The following is an 11,766-nucleotide window of genomic DNA, read 5'->3' on the forward strand; positions in this document are numbered from 1 at the left end:
ACTGCCATGGCCACCCAACCTGTCACCGACGCCGAATTCGACGCCGAAGTCGTGAAATCCGACACTCCGGTGATCGTCGATTTCTGGGCCGAATGGTGCGGACCGTGCAAGCAGATCGGCCCGGCGCTGGAAGAGCTTTCGGACGAATATGGCGACAAGATCAAGATCGTGAAGGTGAATGTGGACGAAAACCCCGAGAGCCCGGCCTCGATGGGTGTTCGCGGCATTCCGGCGCTGTTCATGTTCAAGGACGGCAAGGTCGTGTCGAACAAGATCGGCGCGGCCCCGAAAGCGGCGCTGAAGGCCTGGATCGACGAGAACGTCTGATCCTCCGGGGCGGATGATCCAAAGGGGGGGCGGCGGTCAGATAGGCCAGCCGCCCTTTTTCAATGCCGCGAGAATGCGCAGATCGGCATCCGGCGCCATGGCGTCGATGGCCTGTTCCTTCAGGAACCACCACAGATATTTCGCATAATGCGCCTTGTAGTCCGGCGCGCGTTCCAACGCTTTTTCAACGCCCAGTTCAGAGACATTCAGCGCGATGTGGTGGAAATCGATCTGCGCGAAAAGCACCACGGGACGGGCCAGCAGATAGGCATCAAAGGCGACGGCGCTGTTCTGCGTGGCGACGAATTCGGCGCCAGCCAGCAAGGCTCGGCTGTCGCCGCCGATGCTGAGATTGGGATAGACAGCGGTCAGTGTGTGCAGCGCGTCAAGCTCGGTTTGGGTATAGTCTCCGTTCGGGTGCAGCGTAGCGATGCAGCGTCGTCCGGTGGCGGCGACGGCATTGACCATCTCGACGGGGCTCATGGTCTGAAACGAGCGCGTTTCGGTCAGCTGGCGTTGCAGCGGGATCAGCACATGGGTCGGCTCGGTCGGGGCGAGATCCGGCATGACGCGCCGGCGCAGCTCGTGGATCAGTTTGCGCGCCGCATCCTGGTCGATGGTGTCGGGATCGAAACGTGCCGAGGCGACCGGCCACCGCCAGCGCTGAGGTTCACGCTCGATATGCCAGTAGGGATAGATATAGGTGCGGCGAAAAATCTTGGCGCGCCGATGCGACGGACCAGCCATGTGATGCAGCGCGTAGACATAGCGTTCCGGCGGCGCATCGCTTTCCGGGGCAAGCTCTGTCTGCCAGCCGCGGCTTTCGGCGGCAGCCCGGACCCGGTTCATGAAGTTGAAATTGCCCGAGCGGGCGTGATCCAGCATCGCCGGATCCAGATGAATTCGCAGCATTCTTTCGGCCATTCCGCAGGTTAGAACGGGCCGCGCGCCCGGGCAATGGCTTGCGGGCCGGGATGGGCTTGCCTATCTGGACAGGAACGAAGGAGAGATTGATGGCGGATGAAAGTTTTCCGGGCTGGCACGGCACCACCATCCTCGCGGTCAAGCGCGGCGGCAAGGTCGTCGTGGCCGGCGACGGTCAGGTCAGCGTAGGCCAGACGGTGATGAAGGGTTCGGCGCGCAAGGTGCGGCGGCTGTCCCCGGGCGGGCAGGATGTCGTGGTGGGCTTCGCAGGATCGACCGCTGATGCATTCACTCTTCTGGAGCGGCTGGAAAAAAAGCTCGAGGCCTCTCCCGGTCAGCTTCAACGCGCCTGCGTCGAGCTTGCCAAGGACTGGCGCACCGACAAGTTCCTCCGCAATCTGGAGGCGATGCTGATCGTGACCGATGGCGCTCAGCTTTATGTCGTCACCGGCGCGGGTGACGTGCTGGAGCCCGAGCATGACATCGCGGCCATCGGTTCGGGCGGAAACTTCGCGCTCGCCGCAGCGCGGGGATTGCTGGAAACCGATCTGGACGCCGAAGCGGTGGCCCGAAAGGCGATGGCGATTGCCGCCGATATCTGCGTCTACACCAATGGAAATCTGACCGTCGAAACGCTTGGGGCCTGAAATCGGGGGCGCTGCCCCCGCACCCCCGGGATATTTCGATCAAGGTGAAAGAGCGAACATGACTGAACTCACCCCCCGCGAAATCGTGTCCGAGCTGGATCGTTTCATCATCGGCCAGAAGGACGCCAAGCGCGCCGTGGCCGTGGCGCTGCGCAATCGCTGGCGGCGCAAGCAGCTTTCGGACGACCTGCGCGACGAGGTCTATCCGAAGAACATCCTGATGATCGGCCCGACCGGCGTCGGCAAGACCGAGATCAGCCGAAGGCTGGCAAAGCTGGCGCATGCGCCCTTCATCAAGGTCGAGGCGACCAAATTCACCGAGGTGGGCTATGTCGGGCGCGACGTCGAACAGATCATCCGCGATCTGACCGACGCAGCGATGATCGACACCCGTGAGCGGATGCGAGAGGATGTGAAATCTCGCGCGCATCAGGCCGCCGAGGATCGCGTGATCGAGGTGCTGGCCGGTGAGGGCGCGCGCGAACAGACCCGAAACATGTTCCGCGACAAGCTGAAGCGCGGCGAGCTGGATGACACGGTGATCGAGATCGAGATCACTGACAATTCCAATCCGCTCGGCGGGATGGAGATCCCCGGACAAGGCGGCATGGGGATGATGGATCTGTCCGGGCTGATGAAAGCCTTCGGCGGGCGCCGGGTGACGCGCAAGGTCTCGGTCGCGGAAAGCTATGAGCTGCTGATCGCGGAAGAGGCCGACAAGTTGCTGGATGACGAGGCCGTAAAGGCTGCGGCGCTGGAATCGGTGCAGGAGAACGGCATCGTCTTCATCGACGAGATCGACAAGGTCTCGGCCCGCACCGATGCGCGCGGCAGCGATGTAAGCCGCGAGGGTGTGCAGCGCGATCTTCTGCCACTGATCGAAGGCACCACGGTGTCGACAAAATACGGGCCGGTGAAGACGGATCATATTCTGTTCATTGCCTCGGGCGCGTTCCATGTCTCGAAACCGTCGGATCTGCTGCCCGAATTGCAGGGGCGTCTGCCGATCCGGGTCGAGCTGCGCGCGCTGACCGAAGAGGATTTCGTGAGGATTCTTACCGAAACCGACAATGCGCTGACCCGGCAATATACCGCGCTGATGGGCACGGAAGGCGTCGAGGTCGAGTTCGCCGAGGACGGCATCGCGGCCCTCGCGCGGATTGCCGCCGAGGTAAATGGCAGTGTCGAGAATATCGGCGCACGTCGGCTTTACACCGTAGTGGAGCGGGTCTTCGAGGAGCTTTCCTTTACCGCGCCGGACCGCAATGGCGAGACGGTGCGGGTCGATGCCGGTTTCGTTGAACAGCATCTGGGCGACCTGGCGCGTTCGGCGGATCTGTCGCGCTATGTGCTGTAGCGGCGGGGAACCTGTGCCGCCTGCCTATCGTTGAGTCGCTGAAGTCCCATTCGTCAGTGGAGCAATTATGCAGTTCAACATGTTCAGTGGCCTGATCGGCCTCATCATCTTTGCGCTCGATGTCTGGGCCATCGCTCAGATCATTAATTCGGGCGCAGAGAAATCCAGCAAGATCATCTGGGTCATCATCGTGGCGGTGCTGCCGGTGGTGGGCCTGATCGCCTGGTATATTGCGGGTCCGAAATCGAACCTTCGATAAACCGCGCCGAGGCGGCGCAACGTTTTGGAAAATCACGTTCCGGCCCGTCAGCCTCGCAGGCTTTCGGGCCGGTCGTCTTTCAGCAGGGTGGGTCGCTCTTCGACCAGGGCATTTTTCGTAGGGGCAGCACTCGTCTGCGAAAACCGCAACATGCGTTTGCCGCCGGGCAGCGCGCGCACTGTCCAGGCCAGCACGCCGCTGCGGTCCGGGCCGAATAACACCCCATGACCTTCCCCGGAGCAGTCCTCTCGGTGAAGCTCTTCCTCGAGCCGTTCAAGTCCGGGGGCCTCGTCCCAGTCGCCGCGCCAGATGCGCAGCGCCTCGTTGATGCGCTCGGGAGGATCGCCCCATAGCTTCTGATATGACTGATTCGTCGTCACGACCTGCCCGACCGCGTTGAACACGATCAGCGCTTCGTCCAGTCCGTCGAGCACCTGTGCCCCGAATGTCAGCTCGGCTCGGAATTTGCGGGCGAGCGTGATTTCGGAGGTGATGTCCTCAAACAGAAAGGCCACCGCGCCGCCCGGATGCGGGCGGCCGGTAACACGATAGGTACGCCCGCCCGGCAGAGACCAGGTTTCGACATGATGTCCGGCCGATGCGGCCGATTCCAGCGTCGTGATCTGCTTGCGCCAGGATCGGTAGTCGCGCGGCTCCGGGACCATGCGCAGCTCACGTAGCTGGTCGAGCACACTGAACAGCGAGGGCCGGCTGGAGAGAAATGCTGCGGACAGGCCGGTGAGGTCGATCAGCGCGGGATTGAACAGCTGCAACTGCCTTTCGCGGTCAAAGATCGCCAGCCCGATCGGCAGGTCAGCAAAGGTCTTTGTCAGGGTTTGCAGGATCTCGCGAAGGCTTTGTTCGGCCCGGACGGTTGCATCGGCGGGCAGCGCATAGACGGTGCTGCCATGATCATCCTCTTGCTCATGACAGTCGAACCAATAGGCGATCCCGGCGGCATCCACCCGCGCGCGCCGGGCGCCGTCGCTGGCGGTGCTGTTTGGGTCGATCTCGATGAAATCGGGGAGCGGCCAGGACGTTTCGTCATTCATTCGCCGCTCTGCCGCCGCCAGGTAGCGCGCATTGGCCCAGATCACCTGACCGTCCTTGTCGCGCCTGGCGATCATCGCCGGGGCATGGTTCAGCATCCCGCGGAGAAGCGAAAGCTCCTCCTCCATCGCCTGTTGAGAGAGGGAATCGACTACGATACCCGCCGCCTCTGCATCGGGTCGCACCAGGGTCAGCCGTAACGCTCCGTCCGCTGCGGGTTCCGCCAGCAGACGCAGACGAGCCGAGCCGGTCCCGGATTTGCCCAGAAGCTCGATCCCGGTACCGTGATCGTCCAGCCCGTCCAGCCCGTCGAAATGCCGGGTCAGCCATGATTTCAGCCCGGTTAGGTCTCCGCTGGGACATGTATCCATGATCGCTTGCGCAGGTGCGGTGGCGTCGATCAGCCTGTTCTGCCGAAACAGGAAAATACACGGCGCAACCAGCTCTGACGTGAGAAGCGCAGGCCTCTCCGGCCGGTCGAACCAGCGAATCGCCAGCAACGCCAGCAGAACCGATAGTGCCCCGCCGGCAAGCGCCGCGACGATCATTGTCAGTCCTTGCATATTCCATACGCTTCAATGACTTCCCGCACAGGTCACACGGCAAGCCTTAACATTCAGTAAACATATCACGAAATCGGCGGGTTCTCACGCAAGGCAGCGCGGTCATCGGCGGCGATCCGGTCGAGCGGCCAAGACACTGTGACTTCAGCCCCTTGGGCGCTGCGATTGCGGAAATACAACGTCGCGCCGCTGCTTTCCAAAAGAGAGCGGGCAATAAACAGCCCCAGCCCCATCCCCTCATAGCTGCCACGCCGGTCGCTGCGCCGGCTGACGGGAAAGGGTTCGGACAGGCGGGTCAGCACCGCCTGCGAAAACCCTCGTCCATCATCGCGGACATGGATCATAAGGGTCGCGTCGGTCCAGCTTGCCTCTATCTCGACCTTGGTTTCAGCGAAATCCACCGCATTCTGAATGATGTTGCGCAAGCCGTGAATGATGCCGGGATCACGCATCACCGTCGGAGGAACGCCGTCGGGCGGCAGTGTGATACGCAGCGGCGTCCCGCGATCGGCATGGGGCTGCGCGGCCTCTTCCAGCACGGTTGGCAGCGGCGCGGCATGAATCTTGAGATCATCCTTCCCGGCCCGTCCCATCGAGCGCAGGATGTCGCGACAGCGATCGGCGGATTGGGCCAGCGTCGCCGCGTCTTCGGCCAGATCGCTTCGGTCGGGCAATGCGCTGCTGAGTTCGTCATTCAGCTCGGCTGCGATCAGCTTAATGGTGGCGAGCGGCGTGCCCATCTCATGTGCGGCAGCTGCGATAATGCCGCCGAGATGCTGCAGTTTCTGTTCCCGCGCCAGAGCCATCTGGCTGGCGAACAGCGCATCGGAGGTCGTCGCCAACTCGCCCGCGACCCGGCGTGCATAGGCCGCGAAGAATACCACGCCGATCAGGATCGCCGAGAGATGGGCAAGCTGAAGCACCGGTGGCATCGAAAGATCCAGTCGCGGATGTTGCAGGGGCATCGCCAAAAGCGCGGCGAGCGAGATCATCACCACCGTCGCGGCACCGACCAGAACCGTCTCGCGGTCCTGCAGCGCTGTGGCCGCGATGGTGACCGGCGCCAGAACCAGAAGCGCAAATGGGTTCGAGAGCCCGCCGGTCAGCCCGATCAGCATAGAGATCTGGATCAGATCGAAGACCAGCTGCCCCGTGGCGCCGCGATGGGTGACCCGCGCAGTCGTCGCGGTCATCCACAGATTCAGCGCCGCACCGATCCCGATCACCACGAGCACCGGCGCGAGATCGAAGCGAATTCCCATCAGCCAAGCCAGCGAAACCGCGATGATCTGGCCGCCGAGCGCGACCCATCGGATCAGGATCAGCGTCCGGCGCCGGATCGGCTCGGCCCGCGGTGGAAGCTGCGCGGACAGTGCCACGGCAGAAAGAGAGCCAAGCGACATGTCGGGTTCCGTGCTGCGATGTTTCGCCCCGTTGATATCGGCGTCTCTATGCGCGATCAATGCGGCGAACCAACGCGCGCAGGTAACTCGATATGAATGACAAGCGATTGCTGCTTTTGGGAACGTCGTCGGCTGCTGCTCTTTTGGTTGGTGGCTGGCTTTGGATGAGCCAGACCGGGGCGGGAGCTAATGGCGATGTTTTCGCCAATTGCCGGACAAGTGCGGTGGCTGGCGGGTCCGATGCCATCGGCGGCAGTTTCGAGCTTACCAGCGAAACCGGTGCGCGGGTGACGGATAAGGATATTATCACGAAGCCCTCGCTCATGTATTTCGGCTTTAGTTTCTGTCCTGATATTTGTCCTTTGGACAATTCGCGAAATAGCGAGGCGCTCGATCTTCTCGATGATAGGGGCATTAACGCTCAGGCGCTTTTTGTCACCGTCGATCCTGGACGCGACACGCCCGAGGTGATGGATCGCTATACCGACAATATGCATGAGAACATGATCGGCCTGACCGGCTCAGAGGAGGATATCGCCGCCGCGGCGAAAGCCTGGCGGGTCGCCTATGAGGTCCAGGATGACGGGACCGAGGATTACTCGGTCGGCCATACCACCATGACCTATCTGGTGTTGCCGGAATACGGTACCGTGGAGTTCTTCAATCGTGATGTGACGCCCGAGGAAATGGCCGACACCGTGGCCTGCTTCGCAAACGCAACGTCATAAATTCTCGCCCCGGTTGTCGCTCTGAACCGACTGGACATTGGCCCGTAATTATGGCCGTCTCGGAATATGGCCGAAGATAACGCAGCAGAGCTTGGACCTGACCCGTCTCTCCTCCTGGTGGATGACGACGAAATTTTCGTGAACCGATTGTCCCGCGCGATGGAGCGGCGCGGGTTTCAGCCGCGCGTGACCCTGTCCGTTGCAGAGGCGCTCGTTGCGCTGCGGTCTGCGCCTGCGGCCTATGCGGTGGTCGATCTGCGGCTGGAAGATGGCAGCGGACTCGACGTGGTCGAGGCGCTGCGAGATGCGCGGCCCGATGCGCGGATCATCGTGCTCACCGGCTATGGCGCGATTGCCACCGCGGTGGCCGCGGTGAAGATGGGCGCGACAGATTATCTGGCAAAACCGGCTGACGCGAATGATATTGTTTCGGCGCTTCTGCAATCTGGTGAGACCTTACCACCTCCGCCGGAAAATCCGATGTCGGCGGATCGCGTGAAATGGGAACATATTCAACGCGTTTACGAACAATGTGACCGAAATGTCAGTGAAACGGCGCGCAGATTGCATATGCATCGCCGCACGCTTCAGCGCATTCTGGCAAAAAGAAGCCCAAGATAGAAAATCAGGTAAATCCGAATTGACTTTGTTGTGATTGTCGATTTATTTTCTCCTACTTCCAATTACCAGTGGAGTCGCCGATGCTCGATCTTGAAAATCTCTCCTTGAAAGAACTCCGCGATTTGCGGACCCAGGTCGATCGCTCTATTGCGAGCTTCGAGGAGCGCAAGCGAAGGGAGGCTATGGCAGCCGTCGAGGAAGCCGCGCGTGAGCACGGTTTTTCCCTGAATGAGCTGACCGGCGGCAAGGCTCGTCGCGGCGCCAGAGTGGCGGCGAAATACGCCAATCCCGAAGATCCCTCGCAGACCTGGACCGGTCGCGGCCGCCGTCCGCGTTGGGTGCAGGACGCATTGGGCTCGGGTAAATCTCTGGAAGATCTTGCTATTTGAGTGAAAGGCCCGCAATTATGCGGGCCCTTCAAATGAAAGTTTTCAATCAGATCTTTTCAATTAGGCTCTGAAACCTGTCGAGATAGTCGCGGCGCGCCTCGGCAGGAGGTCTCAGTTTTATTACCAGACCATCGCAATGTTCCGGTTTCGGAACTTTGAAGATGCTGCGTGCCTCTTTCTCCGAAAACCCGGCTATTTCCAAAGCTTCGAGCCATGCAGAAACCTCATCGGCCTGTTTGATCTGGCGCTTGATCTTCGCTGGGATCTTCGCTGGCAGACCGAATCGGCGATGCACCGCCTCTGCGATGCGGGCATCCATGTCCCCGTATTCCTGCCCGAGCGCGCCCTTCACCGGCGAAATCATATCGCCGAGGACATATTCCGGCGCATCGTGCAAAAGCGCCGCAAGCTGCCATTCGGGAGTGGTATCGGGGTTGATGCGGCGGAACGCCTCCTCAACCAGCAATGAATGCTCCGCCACCGAATAGGGCCAGTCGCCGCGGGTCTGTCCGTTCCAGCGGGCGACGAAGGCCAGACCATGCGCGATGTCTTCGATTTCGATATCGAACGGCGTCGGATCAAGAAGATCGAGCCTGCGCCCCGACAGCATCCGCTGCCAGGCGCGCTTGGTACGACGGGCCACGCCGTGTCAGGAGACAGGCGCGTCGGCAGGGCGCTCGGCCTGGGCCCGGCGGGCGATTTCGCGACGATACAGCGCGACGAAATCGACCGGGTCGAGATTGACCGGCGGGAAGCCCCCGTCGCGCGTGGTGTCGCTGATGATGCGGCGCACGAAGGGGAACAGCATCCGCGGGCATTCGATCATCAGGAACGGATGAAGCTGTTCTTCCGGCACACCCTCGATATGGAACACCCCGCCGTAATCCAGCTCACACAGGAAAAGGCTGCTGCCATCGCCGCTATTCTTGGATTCGACCTTGAACTTGCTGATGACCTCATACTGGTTCTCGGTGCCGCGCTTGCGGGCATCGAGGCTGACCTGAACAGAGATCTCGGGCTTCACATCGGCCCCGTTCAGCCCTTTCTGCGCCACGATGTTCTCGAAGGAGAGATCGCGGGTGAACTGGGCGAGGATCTGCATGCGCGGCTGCTGCGGATTGGCGGCGGGCTGCGTTGCGTCACCGTTTTCTTTCGGGGTTTCGTCGGTCATGTCTGGTCCTTTCCGGATTGGCTTGGCGGGTTTCTAGCATCCGCCGCCACCCGCCTCAACGGCGCGTCGGACGGAACCTTCAGTCCCGACGGGTCCAGCCGGAGGGTTTGCGCGGACCCTCGCGGCGCGGAGGCTCTTGCGGCTGCTCGAAATCGTCGCGCACGGTATGGGGATCGTCCTGCACAACATAATCGGCGTCGATCGGATCATCCTGCCGGCCGGCCCAGCCATGCCGCGGCTGCCGCGAGCTGTCGAAGCCGAAGCCGCTGCTGGTGACCTTCACCCGCTTGCCCGCGGCCCGCATGATCCAGTCACGCACGCCAGGCACAAGCAGCAGCAGGCCGACAATATCGGTAAAGAACCCAGGCGTGAGCAGCAGCGCGCCGGCAAAGAGGATCATCGCCCCATGCGCAAGCGGCCTCATCGGATCGCTGAGCGTGCGGAACGACCCCTGAAGATCCTCAAGCGCCCGCCGCCCCTGGCTGCGGATCAGCACCGTCCCCACCACTGCGGACAGCAGGACCAGTCCGATTGTCGGCCAAAGACCGATCAGCCCGCCAATCTGGATGAACAGGGCGATTTCGATGATCGGGATAAGAATGAACAGGATCAGAAGCGGCATGGGTCTCCTCGGCGCGGGCGGAAACTGGACTTGCCTCCGCTGCGTCCCTACATAGGTGCGGATGGCGGAAAAACAAACTGCCCGATGCAAAGGCGAAGGATGGACGATGTCGAACCCGATGATCCAACTGATCGTTCTGGCCGCGATTGCGGTGTTCCTGATTTTGCGCCTGCGTGGCGTTCTGGGAACCCGCGACGGGTTTGAACAGCCGCGGGTCGAACAGCGCCAGCCAGAGCAGCCTTATGACCTGCCCGATGACGATGTGGCCATCCCGGACGACGACATCTCGGATCATGTCGATCCTGAAAGCCCGGCCTATGTCGCGCTTGTGGCGATGAAGCAGGTCGAGCCGTCGTTTTCACTGACCGAGTTTCTTTCTGGCGCGAAACAGGCCTATGAGATGATCCTCGTCGCCTTCGAACGCGGCGATCTGAGCGAGGTGCGTCCGTTCCTGTCCGACGATGTGGCCGCGGCCTTCCAGTCGGCGATCGAGGCGCGGGACCGGTCGGGCCAGACCGTCGATGTGCAATTCCTCGGCACGCGTGAGACCGGGCTCTCTGCGGCCGAGTTCGATACCACGACCAGCGTGGCCGAGCTTTCGGTGCGCTTTCTGGGCGAGATGATCGTCGCCACCCGCGATGCCCAGGGCAATGTGGTCGAGGGCGACCCGAAGTCGCCGCGGAAGCAGCGTGACACCTGGACCTTCGAGCGTGAGATGGGTGCGGACGATCCGAACTGGCGGCTCGTCGCAACCGGGGCCTGATGGCCCGCCGACGCGGTCTTACGCCTGAGGATCGCGAGTTATGGGCGCGAGTGGCCCGCAGCGCGACCCCGTTGGAGGGAAGGACGCATTCACCCGCTTCAGATCAGCCGGCGCAGACGCGCAAGGCTGTGCCGGTCGTGCCGCGCTCACCGTCGGACTTTCTGCCCGCGAATGGCACCCGGCTGGGCGGCAATGGCGCGCCTCGCGGTCACGATCTGGCGCCGAGCCCGGCCGACGCTCTGGATGCGCAGCCGCTGCGCATGGACCGGAAACTTCACAAACAACTCAGCCGCGGCAAGTTGCGTCCTGAGGCCAAGCTGGATCTGCACGGCATGACACTGGCCGAGGCCGGGCCGGAGCTGAGCCGTTTCATCCTGTCCTGCCACGGCAATGGGCTGCGGCTCGTGCTGGTCATCACGGGCAAGGGCAGCCGCGCCGAACACGAGGGACCGCTGCCGACGCGACCCGGCGCGCTGCGCCATCAGGTGCCGCACTGGCTGCATCGCCCGCCTTTGGCCGGGGTCGTGCAGCAGGTGACGCCGGCCCATTTCCGGCATGGCGGGGGTGGCGCCTACTATGTCTATCTGCGCCGTTGAACCTTGGGCGGCAGCGCATCTGCAAACCCCACACCGCGTGCGATCCAGTGGGACAGCGCGGCTTCGTCATCGACAAGCTCGGGCAGCAGTGTCACGAAGGCATTCGCGATGCGCCCACCGCCTATCTCCATCTGCTCAACCCCCGGCTTTTTCAGCGCCTCTGCCGCCGCGTCCTTGCCGAGACGGATCATGGCGCGTTCGCCGATGACGCCGCAGCTCATGCGGCCGTCGCGCATGAAGCAAAGACCCCCCATCATCTTCACTTCGTCCGCGCCACCCAAAGCGGCGATGATGCCGCGCATCCGGTCAGCGAGATGTTCGTCATAGGCCATGCCACTATCCGATC

Annotated in this window: 16 protein-coding genes; 9 read left to right on the forward strand and 7 right to left on the reverse strand. The window is 62.3% G+C overall.

The features are described from left to right. The first annotated feature begins 6 nt into the window (after positions 1-6). Entirely contained in the window at positions 7-327 is a 321-nt protein-coding gene (gene trxA, locus PAF18_RS12950; protein ID WP_271116114.1) for a thioredoxin, read from the forward strand. 36 nt (positions 328-363) lie between these two features. Here the strand turns inward: trxA and PAF18_RS12955 are convergent, their stop codons facing one another. Continuing rightward, a complete protein-coding gene (locus PAF18_RS12955) occupies positions 364-1,239 on the reverse strand; it encodes a hypothetical protein (RefSeq protein ID WP_271116115.1) in 876 nt (291 codons plus the stop codon). Positions 1,240-1,340: 101 nt separating this feature from the next. Here PAF18_RS12955 and hslV point away from each other — a divergent pair, with 101 nt between their 5' ends. From hslV to PAF18_RS12970, 3 genes are all read left to right on the forward strand, one after another. Next, positions 1,341-1,898: an ATP-dependent protease subunit HslV gene (hslV, locus tag PAF18_RS12960; RefSeq protein WP_271116116.1), complete on the forward strand. Its 558-nt coding sequence runs from the start codon at positions 1,341-1,343 to the stop codon at positions 1,896-1,898. A 58-nt stretch (positions 1,899-1,956) separates the two neighbouring features. Further along, on the forward strand, positions 1,957-3,255 hold the full coding sequence (gene hslU, locus PAF18_RS12965; protein WP_271116117.1) for an ATP-dependent protease ATPase subunit HslU: 1,299 nt from the start codon (positions 1,957-1,959) through the stop codon (positions 3,253-3,255). A 67-nt stretch (positions 3,256-3,322) separates the two neighbouring features. Beyond that, the gene (locus PAF18_RS12970; protein ID WP_271116118.1) at positions 3,323-3,514 is read left to right on the forward strand and encodes a PLD nuclease N-terminal domain-containing protein; all 192 of its coding nucleotides are present in this window, start codon (positions 3,323-3,325) and stop codon (positions 3,512-3,514) included. Positions 3,515-3,561: 47 nt separating this feature from the next. Here PAF18_RS12970 and PAF18_RS12975 read toward each other — a convergent pair whose 3' ends face one another. Continuing rightward, positions 3,562-5,127: a PAS-domain containing protein gene (locus PAF18_RS12975; protein ID WP_271116119.1), complete on the reverse strand. Its 1,566-nt coding sequence runs from the start codon at positions 5,125-5,127 to the stop codon at positions 3,562-3,564. 65 nt (positions 5,128-5,192) lie between these two features. Further along, entirely contained in the window at positions 5,193-6,530 is a 1,338-nt protein-coding gene (locus PAF18_RS12980; RefSeq protein WP_271116120.1) for an ActS/PrrB/RegB family redox-sensitive histidine kinase, read from the reverse strand. Positions 6,531-6,622: 92 nt separating this feature from the next. Here PAF18_RS12980 and PAF18_RS12985 point away from each other — a divergent pair, with 92 nt between their 5' ends. From PAF18_RS12985 to PAF18_RS12995, 3 genes are all read left to right on the forward strand, one after another. Next, positions 6,623-7,258 carry an SCO family protein gene (locus tag PAF18_RS12985; protein ID WP_271116121.1) on the forward strand — a complete coding sequence of 212 codons (636 nt, stop codon included), beginning with the start codon at positions 6,623-6,625 and terminating at the stop codon, positions 7,256-7,258. Positions 7,259-7,324: 66 nt separating this feature from the next. Then, positions 7,325-7,879 carry an ActR/PrrA/RegA family redox response regulator transcription factor gene (locus PAF18_RS12990; protein WP_271116122.1) on the forward strand — a complete coding sequence of 185 codons (555 nt, stop codon included), beginning with the start codon at positions 7,325-7,327 and terminating at the stop codon, positions 7,877-7,879. 80 nt (positions 7,880-7,959) lie between these two features. Next, complete coding sequence (locus PAF18_RS12995; protein ID WP_271116123.1) at positions 7,960-8,268, forward strand: H-NS histone family protein; 309 nt, start codon at positions 7,960-7,962, stop codon at positions 8,266-8,268. Between the two features lie 46 nt (positions 8,269-8,314). Here PAF18_RS12995 and PAF18_RS13000 read toward each other — a convergent pair whose 3' ends face one another. The 3 genes from PAF18_RS13000 to PAF18_RS13010 form a co-directional block, all read right to left on the reverse strand. Continuing rightward, on the reverse strand, positions 8,315-8,878 hold the full coding sequence (locus PAF18_RS13000; protein WP_271118137.1) for an HD family hydrolase: 564 nt from the start codon (positions 8,876-8,878) through the stop codon (positions 8,315-8,317). A gap of 39 nt (positions 8,879-8,917) precedes the next feature. Next, entirely contained in the window at positions 8,918-9,439 is a 522-nt protein-coding gene (secB, locus tag PAF18_RS13005; RefSeq protein ID WP_271116124.1) for a protein-export chaperone SecB, read from the reverse strand. 79 nt (positions 9,440-9,518) lie between these two features. After that, a complete protein-coding gene (locus PAF18_RS13010) occupies positions 9,519-10,061 on the reverse strand; it encodes an FxsA family protein (RefSeq protein ID WP_271116125.1) in 543 nt (180 codons plus the stop codon). A gap of 106 nt (positions 10,062-10,167) precedes the next feature. On the opposite strand from PAF18_RS13010, the gene PAF18_RS13015 reads away from it, so the two are divergent. Together PAF18_RS13015 and PAF18_RS13020 are read left to right on the forward strand one after the other, a co-directional pair. After that, positions 10,168-10,824, forward strand: a complete 657-nt coding sequence (locus tag PAF18_RS13015; protein WP_271116126.1) for a Tim44/TimA family putative adaptor protein — start codon at positions 10,168-10,170, stop codon at positions 10,822-10,824. Continuing rightward, a complete protein-coding gene (locus tag PAF18_RS13020; protein WP_271116127.1) occupies positions 10,824-11,420 on the forward strand; it encodes a Smr/MutS family protein in 597 nt (198 codons plus the stop codon). The genes PAF18_RS13015 and PAF18_RS13020 overlap by 1 nt, the downstream gene beginning before the upstream one ends. On the opposite strand, the gene PAF18_RS13025 is transcribed toward PAF18_RS13020, so the two are convergent. Beyond that, positions 11,405-11,752 (reverse strand): TfoX/Sxy family protein, encoded by a 348-nt coding sequence (locus PAF18_RS13025; protein ID WP_271116128.1) that lies wholly within the window; start codon positions 11,750-11,752, stop codon positions 11,405-11,407. The two genes, PAF18_RS13020 and PAF18_RS13025, sit on opposite strands and share 16 nt — an antisense overlap. Positions 11,753-11,766: the final 14 nt, after the last annotated feature.

It is taken from the genome of Paracoccus sediminicola, from assembly GCF_027912835.1.
Lineage (GTDB): Bacteria > Pseudomonadota > Alphaproteobacteria > Rhodobacterales > Rhodobacteraceae > Paracoccus > Paracoccus sediminicola.

Bases quoted from the DNA above. Each gene is read 5' to 3' on its own strand.
- trxA (WP_271116114.1), top strand. From the start codon at position 7: ATGGCCACCCAACCTGTCACCGACGCCGAATTCGACGCCGAAGTCGTG.
- PAF18_RS12955 (WP_271116115.1), bottom strand. From the start codon at position 1,239: ATGCTGCGAATTCATCTGGATCCGGCGATGCTGGATCACGCCCGCTCG.
- hslV (WP_271116116.1), top strand. From the start codon at position 1,341: ATGGCGGATGAAAGTTTTCCGGGCTGGCACGGCACCACCATCCTCGCG.
- hslU (WP_271116117.1), top strand. From the start codon at position 1,957: ATGACTGAACTCACCCCCCGCGAAATCGTGTCCGAGCTGGATCGTTTC.
- PAF18_RS12970 (WP_271116118.1), top strand. From the start codon at position 3,323: ATGCAGTTCAACATGTTCAGTGGCCTGATCGGCCTCATCATCTTTGCG.
- PAF18_RS12975 (WP_271116119.1), bottom strand. From the start codon at position 5,127: ATGCAAGGACTGACAATGATCGTCGCGGCGCTTGCCGGCGGGGCACTA.
- PAF18_RS12980 (WP_271116120.1), bottom strand. From the start codon at position 6,530: ATGTCGCTTGGCTCTCTTTCTGCCGTGGCACTGTCCGCGCAGCTTCCA.
- PAF18_RS12985 (WP_271116121.1), top strand. From the start codon at position 6,623: ATGAATGACAAGCGATTGCTGCTTTTGGGAACGTCGTCGGCTGCTGCT.
- PAF18_RS12990 (WP_271116122.1), top strand. From the start codon at position 7,325: ATGGCCGAAGATAACGCAGCAGAGCTTGGACCTGACCCGTCTCTCCTC.
- PAF18_RS12995 (WP_271116123.1), top strand. From the start codon at position 7,960: ATGCTCGATCTTGAAAATCTCTCCTTGAAAGAACTCCGCGATTTGCGG.
- PAF18_RS13000 (WP_271118137.1), bottom strand. From the start codon at position 8,878: ATGCTGTCGGGGCGCAGGCTCGATCTTCTTGATCCGACGCCGTTCGAT.
- secB (WP_271116124.1), bottom strand. From the start codon at position 9,439: ATGACCGACGAAACCCCGAAAGAAAACGGTGACGCAACGCAGCCCGCC.
- PAF18_RS13010 (WP_271116125.1), bottom strand. From the start codon at position 10,061: ATGCCGCTTCTGATCCTGTTCATTCTTATCCCGATCATCGAAATCGCC.
- PAF18_RS13015 (WP_271116126.1), top strand. From the start codon at position 10,168: ATGTCGAACCCGATGATCCAACTGATCGTTCTGGCCGCGATTGCGGTG.
- PAF18_RS13020 (WP_271116127.1), top strand. From the start codon at position 10,824: ATGGCCCGCCGACGCGGTCTTACGCCTGAGGATCGCGAGTTATGGGCG.
- PAF18_RS13025 (WP_271116128.1), bottom strand. From the start codon at position 11,752: ATGGCCTATGACGAACATCTCGCTGACCGGATGCGCGGCATCATCGCC.